Raw genomic sequence first — 13,774 nt, forward strand, 5'->3', positions numbered from 1 at the left:
CACTTCATCGTTAACAATGGGTATCCGGTTGCTTCTCAAACCATGCCCGGATTACCCGCCACTCCCTTCAGCTTCGGTACATTGGGTGTCGAGACCTTGACCACCTTCTCGTTGCGCAAATGGCGCGCGACCAGATCCCAGATCGGTTCGCCGCCTTTGTCGCGCGCGGCCTCCGACACGGGCGCCCAGCCGGCGACCTTGTAGGTCTTGTTGGCGTCCAGTGGTTTGCCGTTCAGGCGCATGTCCTGGATGCGCTTGCCCATGGCAGCGCCCGGTTCGCAGGTGTATTCCAGTCCGCCCACGCGCACCATGTCGCCGCCCTGCTGGTAATACGGGTCGGGGTTGAACAGGTTGTCGCCCACGTCTTCGAGCACGTTCTTGATCTGCGCGCCGGTCATCTCGGTGAGCGTGCTGTAGGGATAGGTGATCGCCGTCTGGTTGAGCACGTCTTCCATGGTGATGTCCGAGCCGGGCAGCAGCGAGGTGCCCCAGCGGAAACCGGGCGAGAAGGCGATGGGCGCGTCCTTCTCTTTCATCATCGCGTCGAGGATAAGCTGGTCGAAGCTGCCGTTGAAGTTGCCACGGCGATAGAGCAGGCCGTCGGTGGTGGCGAGCTTCTCGTCCAGCTTGGCGGCGTAGGGCGCGCGATGCTTCTGGATAAGCGCGGCCATGTCCTTGTCCGCCGCCAACAGGTTGGAGAACACCGGCAGCAGTTTGTATTGGAAGCCTTTGACCTTGCCACCCTTCACTTCGAAGTCGAGCACGCCGAGGAACTTGCCATTGGAACCGGCATTGGTCACCAGCGTGACGCCGCCGGCGTTCTTCACCGGGATGGGCGCGGGGATGCCGTCGTGCGTGTGGCCGCCGAGGATGGCATCGAGACCGGTGACACGCGAGGCCAGCTTGAGGTCAACATCCATGCCGTTGTGCGACAGCAGCACGGCGACCTGCGCACCCTTGCTGCGCGCTTCGTTGATCGTTTCCTGTAGGTTGTCTTCCTGGATGCCGTAGGACCAGTCAGGCACGAAGTAGCGCGGGTTGGCGATGGTGCTGTAGGGGAAGGCTTGGCCGATGATGGCGACCGGCACGCCGTTCATCTCTTTGATGACGTAAGGCTTGAACACGGGATCGCCGAAGTCGGTGGTCTTGACGTTGTGGGCGACGATGTCCATCTTGCCTTGCAGCGAGCCTTCTTCGGCTTCCTTGATGCGGTCCGCGCCATACATGCATTCGAAGTGCATGGTCATCACGTCCACACCGAGCAGCAGGCAGGCGTCGATCATGTCCTGCCCCTTGGTCCACAAGGCTTGCCCGCTGCCCTGCCAGGTGTCGCCGCCGTCCAGCAGCAATGCGCCGGGACGCGCGGCGCGCACTTGTTTGACCAGCGTGGCCAGATGCGCGAAGCCGCCGACCTTGCCGTAATGGCGCGCGGCTTCGATGTAGTCGAGGCTGGTATAGGCATGCGCTTCGGGCGAGCCGGGCTTGACGCCGAAGCGCTTGAGCAGCGCGTTGCCGACCAGATGCGGCGCTTGTCCGCTCATGGCCCCGATGCCGAGGTTGATCTCCGGTTCGCGGAAGAAGATAGGATTCAGTTGCGCGTGGCAGTCGGTGATGTGCAGCAGACTGACGTTGCCTTTACGCGGCAAGTCGTACATGCGCGAGGCATCTCCGGCGGCGTAGGATTGGTTGCTGTTCAGCACGAAACCGCCCGCCGAGGCGATGGCCAGTATCTGCAGGAATTCGCGTCGATTCATACCCATCTGATTTCCTTTGTAGAAAACAGGCTGATTAAGTGTGCAAGGTTCCATCCCCCCGCGAACGGGAGGGATGGATCAGTACGCGTTACTTGTTGACTGGCGATTCCGGGTCCAGCAGCAGTGCCACCAGATCCTTCATCTGAGCTTCGGTGAGGATGCCCATGTGACCGAAACGCGGCATGTTGGCGCATGCGTTGCCGGCCTTGGCGTTGTAGATGCGTGCATAGGCGTAGCGCTGGATATCTTCGCCGTAACCGCGTTCCTTGCCGAAGTGCAGCAGGCTGGGGCCGATGGTGCCGTAGGCGATCTCGGTGGCAGACAGCTGGTGGCAGTTGTAGCAGTTGCCGCCGCGCGGATCTTCTTCCTTGTCGCTCCAGGTCATACCCTTGCCGCTCTGGGCCAGCTTCTCGCCCGCTTTCCAGTCACCCATGAACTTGCCGTCCGCCGGCCACTGGATGGCTTCGGCTTCCTTGGCTTCCAGCTTGGCTTTCAGCTTCTTGGGCAGTTTGTCCACGTATTTGCTGCATGCGGCTTGCAACTCGTCCTGGTTGACGCGCGTCGCCTTGGCGATGCCTTTGTCGCGGAAATCGCGTTTCACGATCTTGGCGGTCTTGGCGTCCAGATCCTTGCCAGAATCACCCGCCTGCGACGGTACAGCAACCATGGCCAGCGAGAGACTGACCGCGAATCCAATCATTGATTTTGTATTCATGTTCGTCATCTCCTAGCGTTTCAGACCTGGGCCGACATACTCAGCGCCGTTCGCGTTGACTGCCAGAAAGGTGGTCAGAGCGATGGTGGCTTCGGATGCGTACTTCGGTTCCGGGAAGCGTTGCTGGCGGAAGCAGTCGTTCAAGCGCCACTGGAAGGAACGGGTCAGACCCTGCGACACGCGATAGGCGGGCCAGCCGGTGTAGGCAGTCTGGGCGTCCTTCTTGCTGCTGCGCATGTTGGGCAAGTCCTGCATGCGGATGCGCACGCCGCTGGTGGCATGGCAGGTGGAGCAGGCAAAGTCATACGGGCCAGCGCGGTAGTTGAAGATGCGCTTGCCGATCTCATAGGCTTCTTTCACCTTGGGATGCTTGGTGGAGACCTTCATCTTCATGCCCTTGGATTGTCCGACCACGTAGGTGGTCAGCGAGGAGATATCGGATTCCTTATTGGTGGAGGCGAACGGCTTGGCGGTGATCTGCTCTTCCGGGATGCCCTGCAAGGTGGTCATGCAAGTGAGCAGGCGCGATTCCAAGTCCTGCACCTTCTTCGTGTCCTTGAAGTAACGCGGCATCTCGGCATAAGCGCCCTTCACCACGCCCTTGCCCTTGCCCAGATCGCACTTCTCCAGACTGGCATTCTTCGGACCGCCCGGTGTCTTCCACAGCTCTTCACCGCGCATCTCGTCGAACTCGGCGGGATTGCCATCACTGATCATCTCGCGGTATTGCTCGATGCGCTCCGAATCGGTGACCGCTTTCTCTTCCGCCACCGCCGTCAGGCTGGTCGACAATGCCAGCACCATCACTGCCCTGCATATTTGATTGGTGTTCATTTGTTCTCCCTGATAGAAAAATGGCCATGCAGTCGCATAGCCAATTCATTTTTACTTTTATGCCGAGATCGTCACCTCGTCGCTGCGTGAATCGCCCTTGTTGTCGACCCAGCTGATCTTGACCTTTTCCCCGGCGCTGCCGCCCTTGAAACTGAACATCAGGTAGGGGTTCTTGGAGATCGATTGGCCGAACTGTGCGTCCAGCACGACGCGCCCCTGGTATTCGGCTTTGACTTCGGTGATGAACCAGGCCGGGATCAGGGCGCCGTCTGCATCCTTGCGCAGGCCGGTCTCCATCTCGTGTTGCATCAGGATCTTGACTTCGGTCATGCCATCCTTGACGGAGGCACGTATCTTCATTGGTTTGCCCATTTTGTCTTCCTTGTGCGAATGAGTGAGTGTCCGCTACGGCTAGCCGCCGCAGCCGCCTGCCGTGACTTTGACTTCTTTCGAAGTGCGGTAGTACTTGCCGTCGGCCTTGACCAGCGCCACCACATGCGCCGTCTTGCCCATCTTCACGCGGGTGGTGACCTCGGCCGCAGTGCCTGCGGGGATATTGAACACCGCAGCCAGCACGTTGGGGTTCTTGTCCACCATGATGGCGATCTGCTCGACGTTGGGCAGCGAACTGGAGATACCGACCGGCACCACCGAGCCGTTCTCGGCGATCTCGGGTACGGTCAAACGGATGAGGGTTGAATTCTCTTCCGGGTTGGCTGCCCCCAGCGAGCTCAATGCCTCGTCTACTGCCTTGGATGTGAATGCCGGCTTGTTCCACTCGGCCAGCGCTGCACCCGGACGCAGCAGACTCGCACCGCCGAACAAGGCCAGCAAGCCAATGCCCCCGGTGGATAATGCCTTGCGACGTCCCAGATCTATCTCTTTACTCATCAAGATTCTCCCTTTCCCGTTTCGTTGTTAAAACAAGGACTGCAAACTCGCCTGCGTATTCCACCGTGGACGGTTCTCACCGCCTCGCAGCAGAGCCGAACCGTATACCTGACAAGATTACGGTGTCAATAACCCTTACGTAGCCCTAATGGGTAATGAATACAACTATTAAGTGTGATTTTTAACAACGGCTAATATGCCGGAAGGGCGGTGCTGGACACGATAACTGCACCGGGTGCGGACGCACCCGGTGGAGCGGAAGACCTTGCAGCAGATCGAAGGGGGCAGTACAGCCGGATCACTCCAGCAAGATCGCGTCCTTGCCGAAACTGGCGATCAATTCCTTGCCGCTCAACGGATGCGCGAACAGATAGCCTTGCCCGATGTCACAACCCGCACCGCGCAGCACGTCGAGTTGTTCCGCAGTCTCGATGCATTCCGCCACAACGCTGAAACCCAGCGCCTGCGCCATCAACAGGATGGTCTTGGCGATGGCTTGCGCATCTGCATTGGTGGCGATGTCGACGACGAAATGCTGGGCGATCTTCAGTTCGTGGATCGGCAAACGGCGCAGGTAGGCCAACGAAGAAAGCCGGTGCCGAAATCGTCAATGCTGAGTTTGATGCCGAGGTCGGTGGGCAATGCGGCAACGAGCGCGGACAATGCTTCCAGACCGCCCGCCGAAGCACCGATGCCGACCAGATTAAGGACGAAGCGGGATCAACTTCTCGACTTTGACTTCCGTCTTCTTCGCCCGTTTTACCGCTGATACCTTGGGCGGTTTTGCCGTCGCTACCTTGTTCTTACTTTCCGGAGGCATTTGTTTCCCCTGCTTACTGGTGATGGATTGCAACCCCGCCCCTGTCCGCCGGGCGTCTCACATCCCCAGACAAAATTCGTTATCCATTGCACTCAACACAGCACAACATCAAGGTAGATAGGTGCACTTTCTGTTCGCAAGACGAACGATAGCGCAAAAACAGAGGGCGTGAAAAAGAAAAACCTGCCCACAAGGGGGCTATTGTTGTGCCGACCAGGAGCCCCCCAAGCGTGAGCAAAGTGCAGTTGCTGCGTGGCCTCAAGTGTGACGGGCGGCGACGCCCGCGCAGCAGATCATGGATGCGTTTCGCTGTTGCAACCAGTCATGCCGACATATTCCTTGCCCCTACAAAAGGCCCGCAGTCACTGCAGGCCCTTGGGCTTCATGCATTCCAATCACTCAGCGATGGAAAGCCAGGACACCATTGATGGTCGTTGTACTGTTTTGGAAGCCGTACACCACTCCGGCGCCGGTAGCCCCTATGCCGGTGAATGAACCGCCCAGTCCTCCCTGTATCGCAGCACCGTTTGCCGTAGCGGTGAAGGTCCCTCCTCCGTTGCCATCGCCGAAAATCGTTTGCTGGATTGGCAAGTTTGTACCGGTCGCCACATAGTTAGTCGCCCCTACCGTGGCATTCACCCCGACATTCACTGTCATCGCGGTGAAGTTGGCCTGCAAGGTGGCCCCGTTCAAGGTGCCTACGTTGCCCAGATTGTCAGTCGGGCTGGTGCCGCCCCCCAGTGTGTAGGTATACGTACCCGAAGCCGGCAAGGTCACCGGTCCAGTCATCACCGGCGCCGTCAGCCAATGCAGGCTGCTCCCCGTATTGCTAATGGAGGCTAATGCCGTGTTCGTCACACGGTCAGTCACGCCCAGATTACCGCCTTGCCAGCGGCCCCAACTGATTCCCGAAACTGCGTCCTTACCTTGATTGACTGCTAGAGCGGTTCCGATGGATATGCTATTGGAGTTCTGGCTGACGATTTGCCCACCACTATTGTTATTGGGTGCCATGTCAAAGCGGGTGAGATTTCCCGCTGCGTCTTTGAGCACACGACCTGCGTTATTAAAAGCTCCGTTGATATCAAAGTAAGTTGTGCCGCTTCCAGAGACCCCGAGTGCGTCATATCTGGAAATCGCTACCAATTGATACGGTATAGCCAGATTGACCGTGGTGGCAGGTGCACCGTTGAACGTATCGAGTTTGAATGCCGTGACTCCGCTGATGCTCTGCGTCGAGGCATCGGTCAAGAAGTACTGCAGAAATGCGCCGTTGACGCCATTGCCGGTAAGTTGGCCGGAAATATAGCCCTGTCCAGCTACCCCGCCCACCGACACATTAAGTGTGCCGCCGCCATAAGTATCGAAGTGAGAGCGGGAATTGCCGACGCCACTATTGGAAGTCAGTGGCATCGCGGTGGCGCTGGCTGTCCAGCTAATACCACCTCCGCTCAATGCCAGATTCGCCCCAACAGTTTGATTGGTGAAATTGACTGACAAACTGGCCGAGCCGATCGTCCCTAGCGTCCCGTCTTGCATGGTTGGTGCGGTACCGCCATCGAATACATAAGTCGCGGTACCAACCAAAGCCTCCGTCAGATAGAACGGATTCACGCTAGGACCGGTGATCCAGCTTCCGTAGCCACCCGAAAACGTCTGCGTGGTGGTAGAAGGCGCAGCTCCAGAATATGTCGTTGTTGTTGTCAGCGTCAGCACAGACGCAGGTGCAGGCGCATAACGCCCAAACTTGATCCCAGTCGTGCTAACGCTGCTCGCAGTGCCTGTCTCTGCAACTGATGCACCGGTCAAAGTATAAGTCTCACCCGTGCTACATGGTGGAATTGTGCAGCCGCCACCCCAGATCACTGTAAAGCTAGGATTCGTTGCATTCGGCAAGATGGCGGCTGGCAATGTCTCGAAGCTGTAAGGTTTGGAGAAGGTGGAGAGCGACAAACTATCAGAGACCATCAATGAGGTCACCACATAGGGGTTAGTCACCGGTGCAGTCACCACAGGGGTCAATATCGTCGTCGTTCCACCCTGAAGTAGCGTTTCCAATGGCGTCGTCGTTCCGTCCTGAACAAACGTTTGCGTAGTGGTGTTCAATGTTGCACCTGAGCTTGAGTTGACCAGCACAACAGGGACGAGCAACTGCGGGGCATTTATTACAGGCATCGGTTGCAGAGCACCAACCGGAGGAGGATTGTTCAAGACAGCCCCGGGGCCTACTGGTGCAGCATCCGCCGCAACAGCCCTGATTGGCGCAGGACCGGCAGGGGCATCACCCGTGGGCGCGGGTCCATTTTCAGTTGTCTGCGCCTTGTTTCCATCTCCGTTCTTGCGAGCCTGGTCCCCGCCTTTCCCCGCTTGGTTCGTATTACCATCCTGCGGATTTTTTTCGCCATCCTTTTGCCCCGAAGCGCCTTGCCCAGTTTTGCCGGCATTGTCTTCTTCATTCTCCTTGATGGTTTTGCTAGGGGCGGCAGCTACCGTGAAGATACTTGTATTGATCGGTGCCAAGACAGGCAGTGCATTCAGCCCGCTTGAGAAGCCCATTTGGTTTGGCAGCACATTGACCGTGCCCAGGTTCGTCATGAGTGTCGTTTCACCTACGTTCACTTTGCTATATGTCCCGGGCTGTGGACCAGCGGGAGGGCCACCAGCGGGGCCTTCCATTGGTCCTCCCATTGGTCCAAAAGGTGGCACAACGTATGATTCGTGATCGGTGCCACGAATACCGATAGTGGCTGAGGGTGTCTTGATTCTGTAGTTGCGCTTGTTCTTGGAACCGATCAGGCCGGTCACTGCCCTGAAACCGCCTTTGAGCAGTGAAAAAAAGCTACGCTCAGTGCCGTCCTGCTTGCCATTGAATACAAATTGGTCGAACTTCATCTGCGTATTCGGACGGATCGCGACAAAGCCCCCATCCAACATTTTTATTTGGGCCGATGATGACATCGCAGTGGAGATGGAATCCCCCTCGGATATCCTGTCGCCCTTCTTTAGAACACGCGTAATACCAGAAGTCGTGACCTTTACATTCCCGTGTACGAATTGAACCTTACCGGCCACGGCTGCTTCCGCAACTTGAGTCGAAAGCATCAGACTGACTGATACGAAGGTTAGAAAATATTTGATTTGCTTGGTGATATTCATGATCAACCTCATTCAAGAATGTTGCACATGCAGACTATCGGAAATCCCTGCGTACCGTCATGGATGCATCGATACGATCAAAGCTGTAAATGGCTATATTGGATTTGTTGCGTGAATAACTGATCTGGGGACGGAACGTCCACAGCTTCGCAAAATGCCAATTAGCACCCAATGTGGCATCGGACAGTTTGTCATCGCGCTTGACCAGGAAGGCGAGATTCCTTTTGTCATACTGCCCTCTTTGAAAGCCAACGTTGGCAAACACCTCCGCCTCTTCGCTGAGTGAAGTTTGTCCACCGAACCTCAAGCCATAGCCAGATTTGCTTCCGTCAGCACGGTCATGCACCGCGCCTTCTTTTAGCCCATTGATACTGCCAAACAGCGCGGATTTACCGTCATCCAAAATATGCAGCATCCCCGCACCGATGACTGCTTGATTGAAATCGTTCACCTGATAAGTGGGATCTGAATATCGATTCTTGCCGTATTGCCCAAACACATTGAGCTGATTCTTGGAATTGAAAGTGTGCTGCCACCCCCCCGTGAACCCGTATGAATTTCTGTTCTTCAGATGTGCCTGCTCATAGAAGCCCCAAGTCAGGCCCAATCGAAAAACTTCGTCACCCGTTGCAAAGGCAGCGCCGGCTCGGGTATCCAAACTTCCAAAGTCATATGTATGCATCTTATGATTGTTGCGCTGCCGTAGATCGACACCGCCATTGACACTCCACTGGTCAGTGAATGCATGGTTAACTTCCCCGCCGACAGATCCCATATAGTAAGTGGCCGGTGTTTTCAGGCTGGTGGCATTCAAAGTGAACACCAGATCACCGAACGCTGGGATGGCTACATCCGATTGGCTGGTGGAATTATTGACGTTCGTATCACGGCCGACAGTACCCTCCAGATAGGCTGAATAACGCGTCTTCTTAGCCTCCTCTGCCGAATCGATCGCAGCCAGATATTTCTCGATAGTGATACGCGCAGCTTCCGGCGGCTCCTGCTTCATCACCGCTTCGAGTTCAGTCTTGGCGCGAGGAAGGTCGCCCAGATGGAAATACGCACGGGCCATATCCAATCGCGCGCCCGCAAAGTTTGGATCAACCGCCAGAACACGCTCTAGGGCAAGCGTTGCTTTATCCGGATGGCCGCTATCAAGCGCAGCTATTCCCAATAGATAGTCGAATTCAGAATTGCCGGAGTATTCAAAATCTTTCGCCGACAGCAACTGATATGCCTCTTCAGCTTTGCCTGCATTGAGCAATCCTTCAGCATTACGCAGCAACTCTTCAGGTACATCAACTTTAGAGCCCTGCTGCTGGTTAGCCGTGCTATCTGCAACAGGTGCGACGGGCATTGGACGCGCCGAGAAGGCTCGAATGACCACCCCGCCCGCCGCATAGGACGCGCCCTGCAGACCGAAGCTCATGCAACAAACAACAGTCATGAAACTTAGCAATGACCGACTTCTCATGCGAACCCCTATAGTTATTTCGGCAACCCGACCGACGCTTTGCTACTGCGATGCATTCTATTACCTGAACCGGGTTTGTAATCACGTATTGGTCAAGCAAGATGCAGAAAGGCCGCCACTAGGGCGGCCTAACTGTTTGATTGTTTGGTGGCTCGGGGCGGAATCGAACCACCGACACGCGGATTTTCAAGCCAGTGCGGCAACCTTCCAATTCAACCGCATAGCCGCTTGCCTTTCTACAATTCCCGCTTTTTCCCTGTCGCGCAATCCAGCAGCCAAGCTGCCTCAAGAATAATTGTAGAAGGCGCTATGTGGGCGGCGTGTATTTCGCAGGGCGGTTAATGACTGTTCCGCTGTGCAATGTAACCTGCGCTGGGAACAAATTTCGTGCGAAGTGCGCCTCAGTTACGCGGATTCTCCCAGTGGCTGCATTTTCAAGAGCCTTGGACTTATCAAGGCGGCGCTCTGGAATGGCCACATGAACTTCCTTTTGAGGAAACTTTTCTCTGACCAGGCGAATTGCTGGAGCTAGGTCTGTATCAGCCGTGAAAATGATGGCCTTGTCGTAGGCATCCTCATGCGCACATTGCAGCAGCCGTAAAGCAATATTGACGTCGCTTTCTTTCTCTTCATGCGTATCCCACACATGCTTACAACTAGGGCATTTTCGGGGCTTTCTTTTGAAGGTCCCCATAATGGGATGGACGCCAGTCGATCTCAGTACCGCCACATAGTCACGGTGCCGATCTTGAACGTCCTGCGGCACCCACCCTGCATATGCCGAGAAGTAATAGATACTCGACAGCGCATCATTACTTGGATGGATGAGTGCTTGGCTTAGCGAGGAGATATTCAACCACTTGAGATAGTGCTTGTGGTTGGTGAGGCGCTTAGTCCGGGGATCCCAGTTAAGATCGTTAATTGCGTGATAGAGATTAAACCCATCCACGAATACGACAACACGTTTTTGATCCGCCAAATGCGCCCCCAGAAACAAAGCCGGCCGCGCTGGCGGCCGGGACCTCGGGGAAACCCCTCGGGATGTTATGCCGACACCGCAGGGCGTCGGGGCCAACAGCAGTGCTGTTGGGATGATTTACCCCGGCAACGCGGGTCACCGGGACTCTACGGCGTGCCGTAGAGGATGATTCGGCGCGGAATATAGCAACATTTTCCTAAAAGTAAACCTTTTGTTTAATGCCGCTAAACCCCGCTGCTTCCCGTTGTTTCCTACTTTCCCCCTTTTTTTGGCATTTGGCGACAGTTTTATGCATTTTCTCTGCTTTTGTTTGAATGCGACTTTTTCCTTTTGTTCCAACACTTTTTGCTTTTTTGTCCACTCGACCTCATTTCGAACGAATTCCAATTGTTTTTCAATGTCCGCTGAATCTGGCTGATTTCACATTGAACACTGTTCAATCTGTTTTCCATGGTGGTATGCGGAGCCGCGTCGCGAGGGATTCCTTGTGTGAATCCTGCACCGGCAGATGTGGCAAGACTGGCCGGTAGTAACAAGTGCATTGGAGGGGGGCACTACCTGCCAATCAGGGTAACGAGCGATCATGCCAACACGCCCTCTATCCATCCCCGCTTGTGGCCAAACGCCCGATGAGAGACCATCCACTGTCAACAATAAAAAACTCTGGAAATTATTGTTGACCGGGCAAATTTGTTTCGGTAGAAGATATAGACAATGAAAAGCCGCACAGGTGGGCTATGCGGCTTTTCAAGCACCAGTAGCTCAATGGACAGAGCTCCTAGTTATTCGCTGAACGGCGGGTAATACTGAAAGGAAGGTTACAGGTTCGAATCCTGTCTGGTGCCCCTTCTGTTGCATCCTATGGTTTGCCTGTATTCGCGTCAACCTAATTGACCCTTTTTGTGGTGCTGGTGGCCTAGCAGTTGGCTCATCAGCCCCTTGCTGCCCGTTCATGGTGGCACGCGGCAGCGCGTCGCGAGGGGTTCCCTGTGTGGATCCTGCACCGGCAGATGTGGCGAGGCTGGCCATTGGGGTGGCTGGTGTATTCCAGGGCGGCGCACCAGATCGAACAGGGTGGCGAGCGATTCATGCCACCACGCACCACCCCAATGGCACCCCGCCTGCCCCCTCCCCTGTAGACTGGTTTCTATTGGATACCCACCCATTGGGGAGGTATCTGCTGGCATGCGGCTCCCATCCCTGCAATAATCCCACCTGAAATTCACTGCTGGCCTTGTAATGTCAGGGCTTCCGACAGTTCATATCACCTGAAAAACACCCATGGCCACAAAGAAAAGTCCAAGTGAAATTGAGGATGCAACAACAGCGCTGAAAGGAAAGGGCCTGCCCTCACCTGATGATGCGATTGGCACGCGTATTCGCGAAAAGAGAGATGAGAGACAGCTCAATGTGTCGCAGTTGGCTGAGCGCACCAAAGAAGTAAGCGCTGATGGGAAAGGCTTGTCTCGTGCTGTAATTGCTGGCTATGAAAATGGGAGCTACAAGCCGGGAACAAGGGAACTGCGCATTCTGTGCAGCGCACTCGATGTATCGCCCAATTGGCTTGTATTCGGGCGCGAGCGTTTATCTGAACAGCCTTCACAACTTGAGTTACTCACCGATGAAACCCTGCCTGAAATGGGTCTCGCCAAATTGTTCTATATCCTCACGTCATTGCAGGATGAAGACTTCAATGCAGTTGCCACAATCCTATTGTCATTAGCCAAACAAGACAAAGCTATTAAGGCCGGCCTCGCAAGAGAAGCCGACGTAATGGGGCGAATGATTGTGGCCAGCAGGGCGCTTGAGTCGTCAAAGCGATGGGGAAATTACATTCAAGATCACTATGGTAAGGGCCGCAGCAAGGACAAACCGAAGTAAACCGAACACCTCCATTTCAAGGATTGCCTGCTCGCCAAAGGTTATTTGGCATATGTAAGCAACCTTTCTATTGACAGTTTGCTAACTGTTGATTATCTTTCCTCCGTCAGTTTGCTAACAACGGAGGAAAAATGGCTATCAAACAGAACCCCGTCCTCACCAAAGAGGATTTTGAAGCAGCACTCGTAACCCAACGCCTCAGCGTGTCCGAAGTGGCACGCCAAACGGGCATCCCTCGACACGTCGTCAGTCACTTCAGAAACTATTCCGACGGCCTGAAGCCCGAGCAAGCCGCCACGCTGCGCGACTACCTGGAAGGCCTCGGCGTGGAGTTCACGGACGATGATGGCGAAAGCCCCGCCCCGCTGGCATCGCCGCACGGCCTGCGCTTGCCGGTCATCCTTTCCGATGACGGCCTGACACAGCGCACCGCCTTGGTGTGCCGCCATTTCTTCATTGATGAGCGCATCAGCGACAATCAGATCGAAGAGGCTGGCGAACGCATTCTGGAAAGCTTCGAGGAGGCCAAGGACCTGATGGACGTGAAGCTGGAGAGCCGCGCCTTCTCCAGCGACTACGACGAGGCGACTGAAACCAAGCTGCGCGAGCTGTGGGGCCATCTGGCGCGGATTGGCTTGGTCTGCCTGCACATGCAAGGCCGCGTGCTACTCGACCAGGCACGCTTTACCAACCCGCAGCCGGCCAGCAAGCCAGCCACCCTTGGCGATCTGCTGTTCAACACCTACCACGAAGCGCTGGCCACCGGCCTGCACCAGACCGAGCCTGAGGATCCCGCTGAAGAGGTGGAAGCATGATGCCCGTCGGCGTGCTACCGACTGGGGGCAAGGCTGCGCCGGTCATCATTCTGGTTGTGCTTGGCGTGCTGGCCGTTGCAGCACTGGCCAACCGGCCTGCAAAGCCAGCCCAGCCTAAATGAGCCACGCCATGTTCGCCGTGCTCAACATCGAAACAGGTGATTTCTACTCGGAGTCACCAGCCCTCAAGAAAGAAGCTAAACGCAACGGGAAGCGCTGGGACAACGCCAGCGCACTCCCGTGCTTTGCACGTCGCTACAAAAGCCACAAAGAGGCACTGCGCCGGTCGCAGAAGCTTTCCAACAAGACCGACTGTGTGTGCGCTGTCGTGACACTGAGATAACCCCGCCATGCAGATAGGACACCGCCAAACCTCCTCAACAGCGCCAGACCGCGCTTCTCTTGGTATATATGCGAATACTGTTTGCACACCAGCCAACCCCAAGCAAAAACGG

The 13,774-nt window shown here is 55.8% G+C and carries 13 protein-coding genes, 1 tRNA gene and 1 pseudogene; 5 read left to right on the top strand and 10 right to left on the bottom strand.

The window, feature by feature from the left end; translation table 11 throughout:
- Window positions 1-35: 35 nt before the first annotated feature.
- The 10 genes and pseudogenes from soxB to ACYCZ5_RS08340 form a co-directional block, all read right to left on the bottom strand.
- Entirely contained in the window at window positions 36-1,760 is a 1,725-nt protein-coding gene (gene soxB, locus ACYCZ5_RS08295; protein WP_461544326.1) for a thiosulfohydrolase SoxB, read from the bottom strand.
- A gap of 82 nt (window positions 1,761-1,842) precedes the next feature.
- Window positions 1,843-2,469, bottom strand: coding sequence for a sulfur oxidation c-type cytochrome SoxX (soxX, locus tag ACYCZ5_RS08300; protein WP_461544327.1), 627 nt, complete (start codon window positions 2,467-2,469; stop codon window positions 1,843-1,845).
- A gap of 12 nt (window positions 2,470-2,481) precedes the next feature.
- Window positions 2,482-3,303, bottom strand: coding sequence for a sulfur oxidation c-type cytochrome SoxA (gene soxA / locus ACYCZ5_RS08305; RefSeq protein WP_461544328.1), 822 nt, complete (start codon window positions 3,301-3,303; stop codon window positions 2,482-2,484).
- Between the two features lie 57 nt (window positions 3,304-3,360).
- On the bottom strand, window positions 3,361-3,675 hold the full coding sequence (gene soxZ / locus ACYCZ5_RS08310) for a thiosulfate oxidation carrier complex protein SoxZ (protein ID WP_461544329.1): 315 nt from the start codon (window positions 3,673-3,675) through the stop codon (window positions 3,361-3,363).
- A gap of 39 nt (window positions 3,676-3,714) precedes the next feature.
- Window positions 3,715-4,194, bottom strand: coding sequence for a thiosulfate oxidation carrier protein SoxY (soxY, locus tag ACYCZ5_RS08315; protein WP_461544330.1), 480 nt, complete (start codon window positions 4,192-4,194; stop codon window positions 3,715-3,717).
- A 298-nt stretch (window positions 4,195-4,492) separates the two neighbouring features.
- A pseudogene (locus ACYCZ5_RS08320) lies at window positions 4,493-4,786 on the bottom strand (EAL domain-containing protein); the annotation flags it as partial.
- A 627-nt stretch (window positions 4,787-5,413) separates the two neighbouring features.
- Window positions 5,414-8,170, bottom strand: a complete 2,757-nt coding sequence (locus tag ACYCZ5_RS08325) for a FecR domain-containing protein (protein ID WP_461544331.1) — start codon at window positions 8,168-8,170, stop codon at window positions 5,414-5,416.
- 34 nt (window positions 8,171-8,204) lie between these two features.
- The gene (locus ACYCZ5_RS08330) at window positions 8,205-9,599 is read right to left on the bottom strand and encodes a surface lipoprotein assembly modifier (protein WP_461544332.1); all 1,395 of its coding nucleotides are present in this window, start codon (window positions 9,597-9,599) and stop codon (window positions 8,205-8,207) included.
- A 352-nt stretch (window positions 9,600-9,951) separates the two neighbouring features.
- The gene (locus tag ACYCZ5_RS08335; RefSeq protein WP_461544333.1) at window positions 9,952-10,623 is read right to left on the bottom strand and encodes an NYN domain-containing protein; all 672 of its coding nucleotides are present in this window, start codon (window positions 10,621-10,623) and stop codon (window positions 9,952-9,954) included.
- Window positions 10,624-10,819: 196 nt separating this feature from the next.
- Window positions 10,820-10,984 (bottom strand): hypothetical protein, encoded by a 165-nt coding sequence (locus tag ACYCZ5_RS08340; protein ID WP_461544334.1) that lies wholly within the window; start codon window positions 10,982-10,984, stop codon window positions 10,820-10,822.
- Between the two features lie 390 nt (window positions 10,985-11,374).
- Here ACYCZ5_RS08340 and ACYCZ5_RS08345 point away from each other — a divergent pair.
- The 5 genes from ACYCZ5_RS08345 to ACYCZ5_RS08365 all read left to right on the top strand — a co-directional run bounded on the left by ACYCZ5_RS08345 (window position 11,375) and on the right by ACYCZ5_RS08365 (window position 13,662).
- Window positions 11,375-11,468, top strand: a tRNA-OTHER gene (locus ACYCZ5_RS08345).
- Window positions 11,469-11,904: 436 nt separating this feature from the next.
- Window positions 11,905-12,504: a helix-turn-helix domain-containing protein gene (locus ACYCZ5_RS08350; protein WP_461544335.1), complete on the top strand. Its 600-nt coding sequence runs from the start codon at window positions 11,905-11,907 to the stop codon at window positions 12,502-12,504.
- Between the two features lie 131 nt (window positions 12,505-12,635).
- A complete protein-coding gene (locus tag ACYCZ5_RS08355; protein ID WP_461544336.1) occupies window positions 12,636-13,319 on the top strand; it encodes a hypothetical protein in 684 nt (227 codons plus the stop codon).
- Window positions 13,316-13,441: a hypothetical protein gene (locus ACYCZ5_RS08360; protein WP_461544337.1), complete on the top strand. Its 126-nt coding sequence runs from the start codon at window positions 13,316-13,318 to the stop codon at window positions 13,439-13,441. Before ACYCZ5_RS08355 ends, ACYCZ5_RS08360 begins: the two co-directional genes overlap by 4 nt.
- Complete coding sequence (locus ACYCZ5_RS08365; RefSeq protein WP_461544338.1) at window positions 13,438-13,662, top strand: hypothetical protein; 225 nt, start codon at window positions 13,438-13,440, stop codon at window positions 13,660-13,662. Before ACYCZ5_RS08360 ends, ACYCZ5_RS08365 begins: the two co-directional genes overlap by 4 nt.
- Window positions 13,663-13,774: the final 112 nt, after the last annotated feature.

The sequence above is a fragment of the Sideroxydans sp. genome (assembly GCF_054604835.1).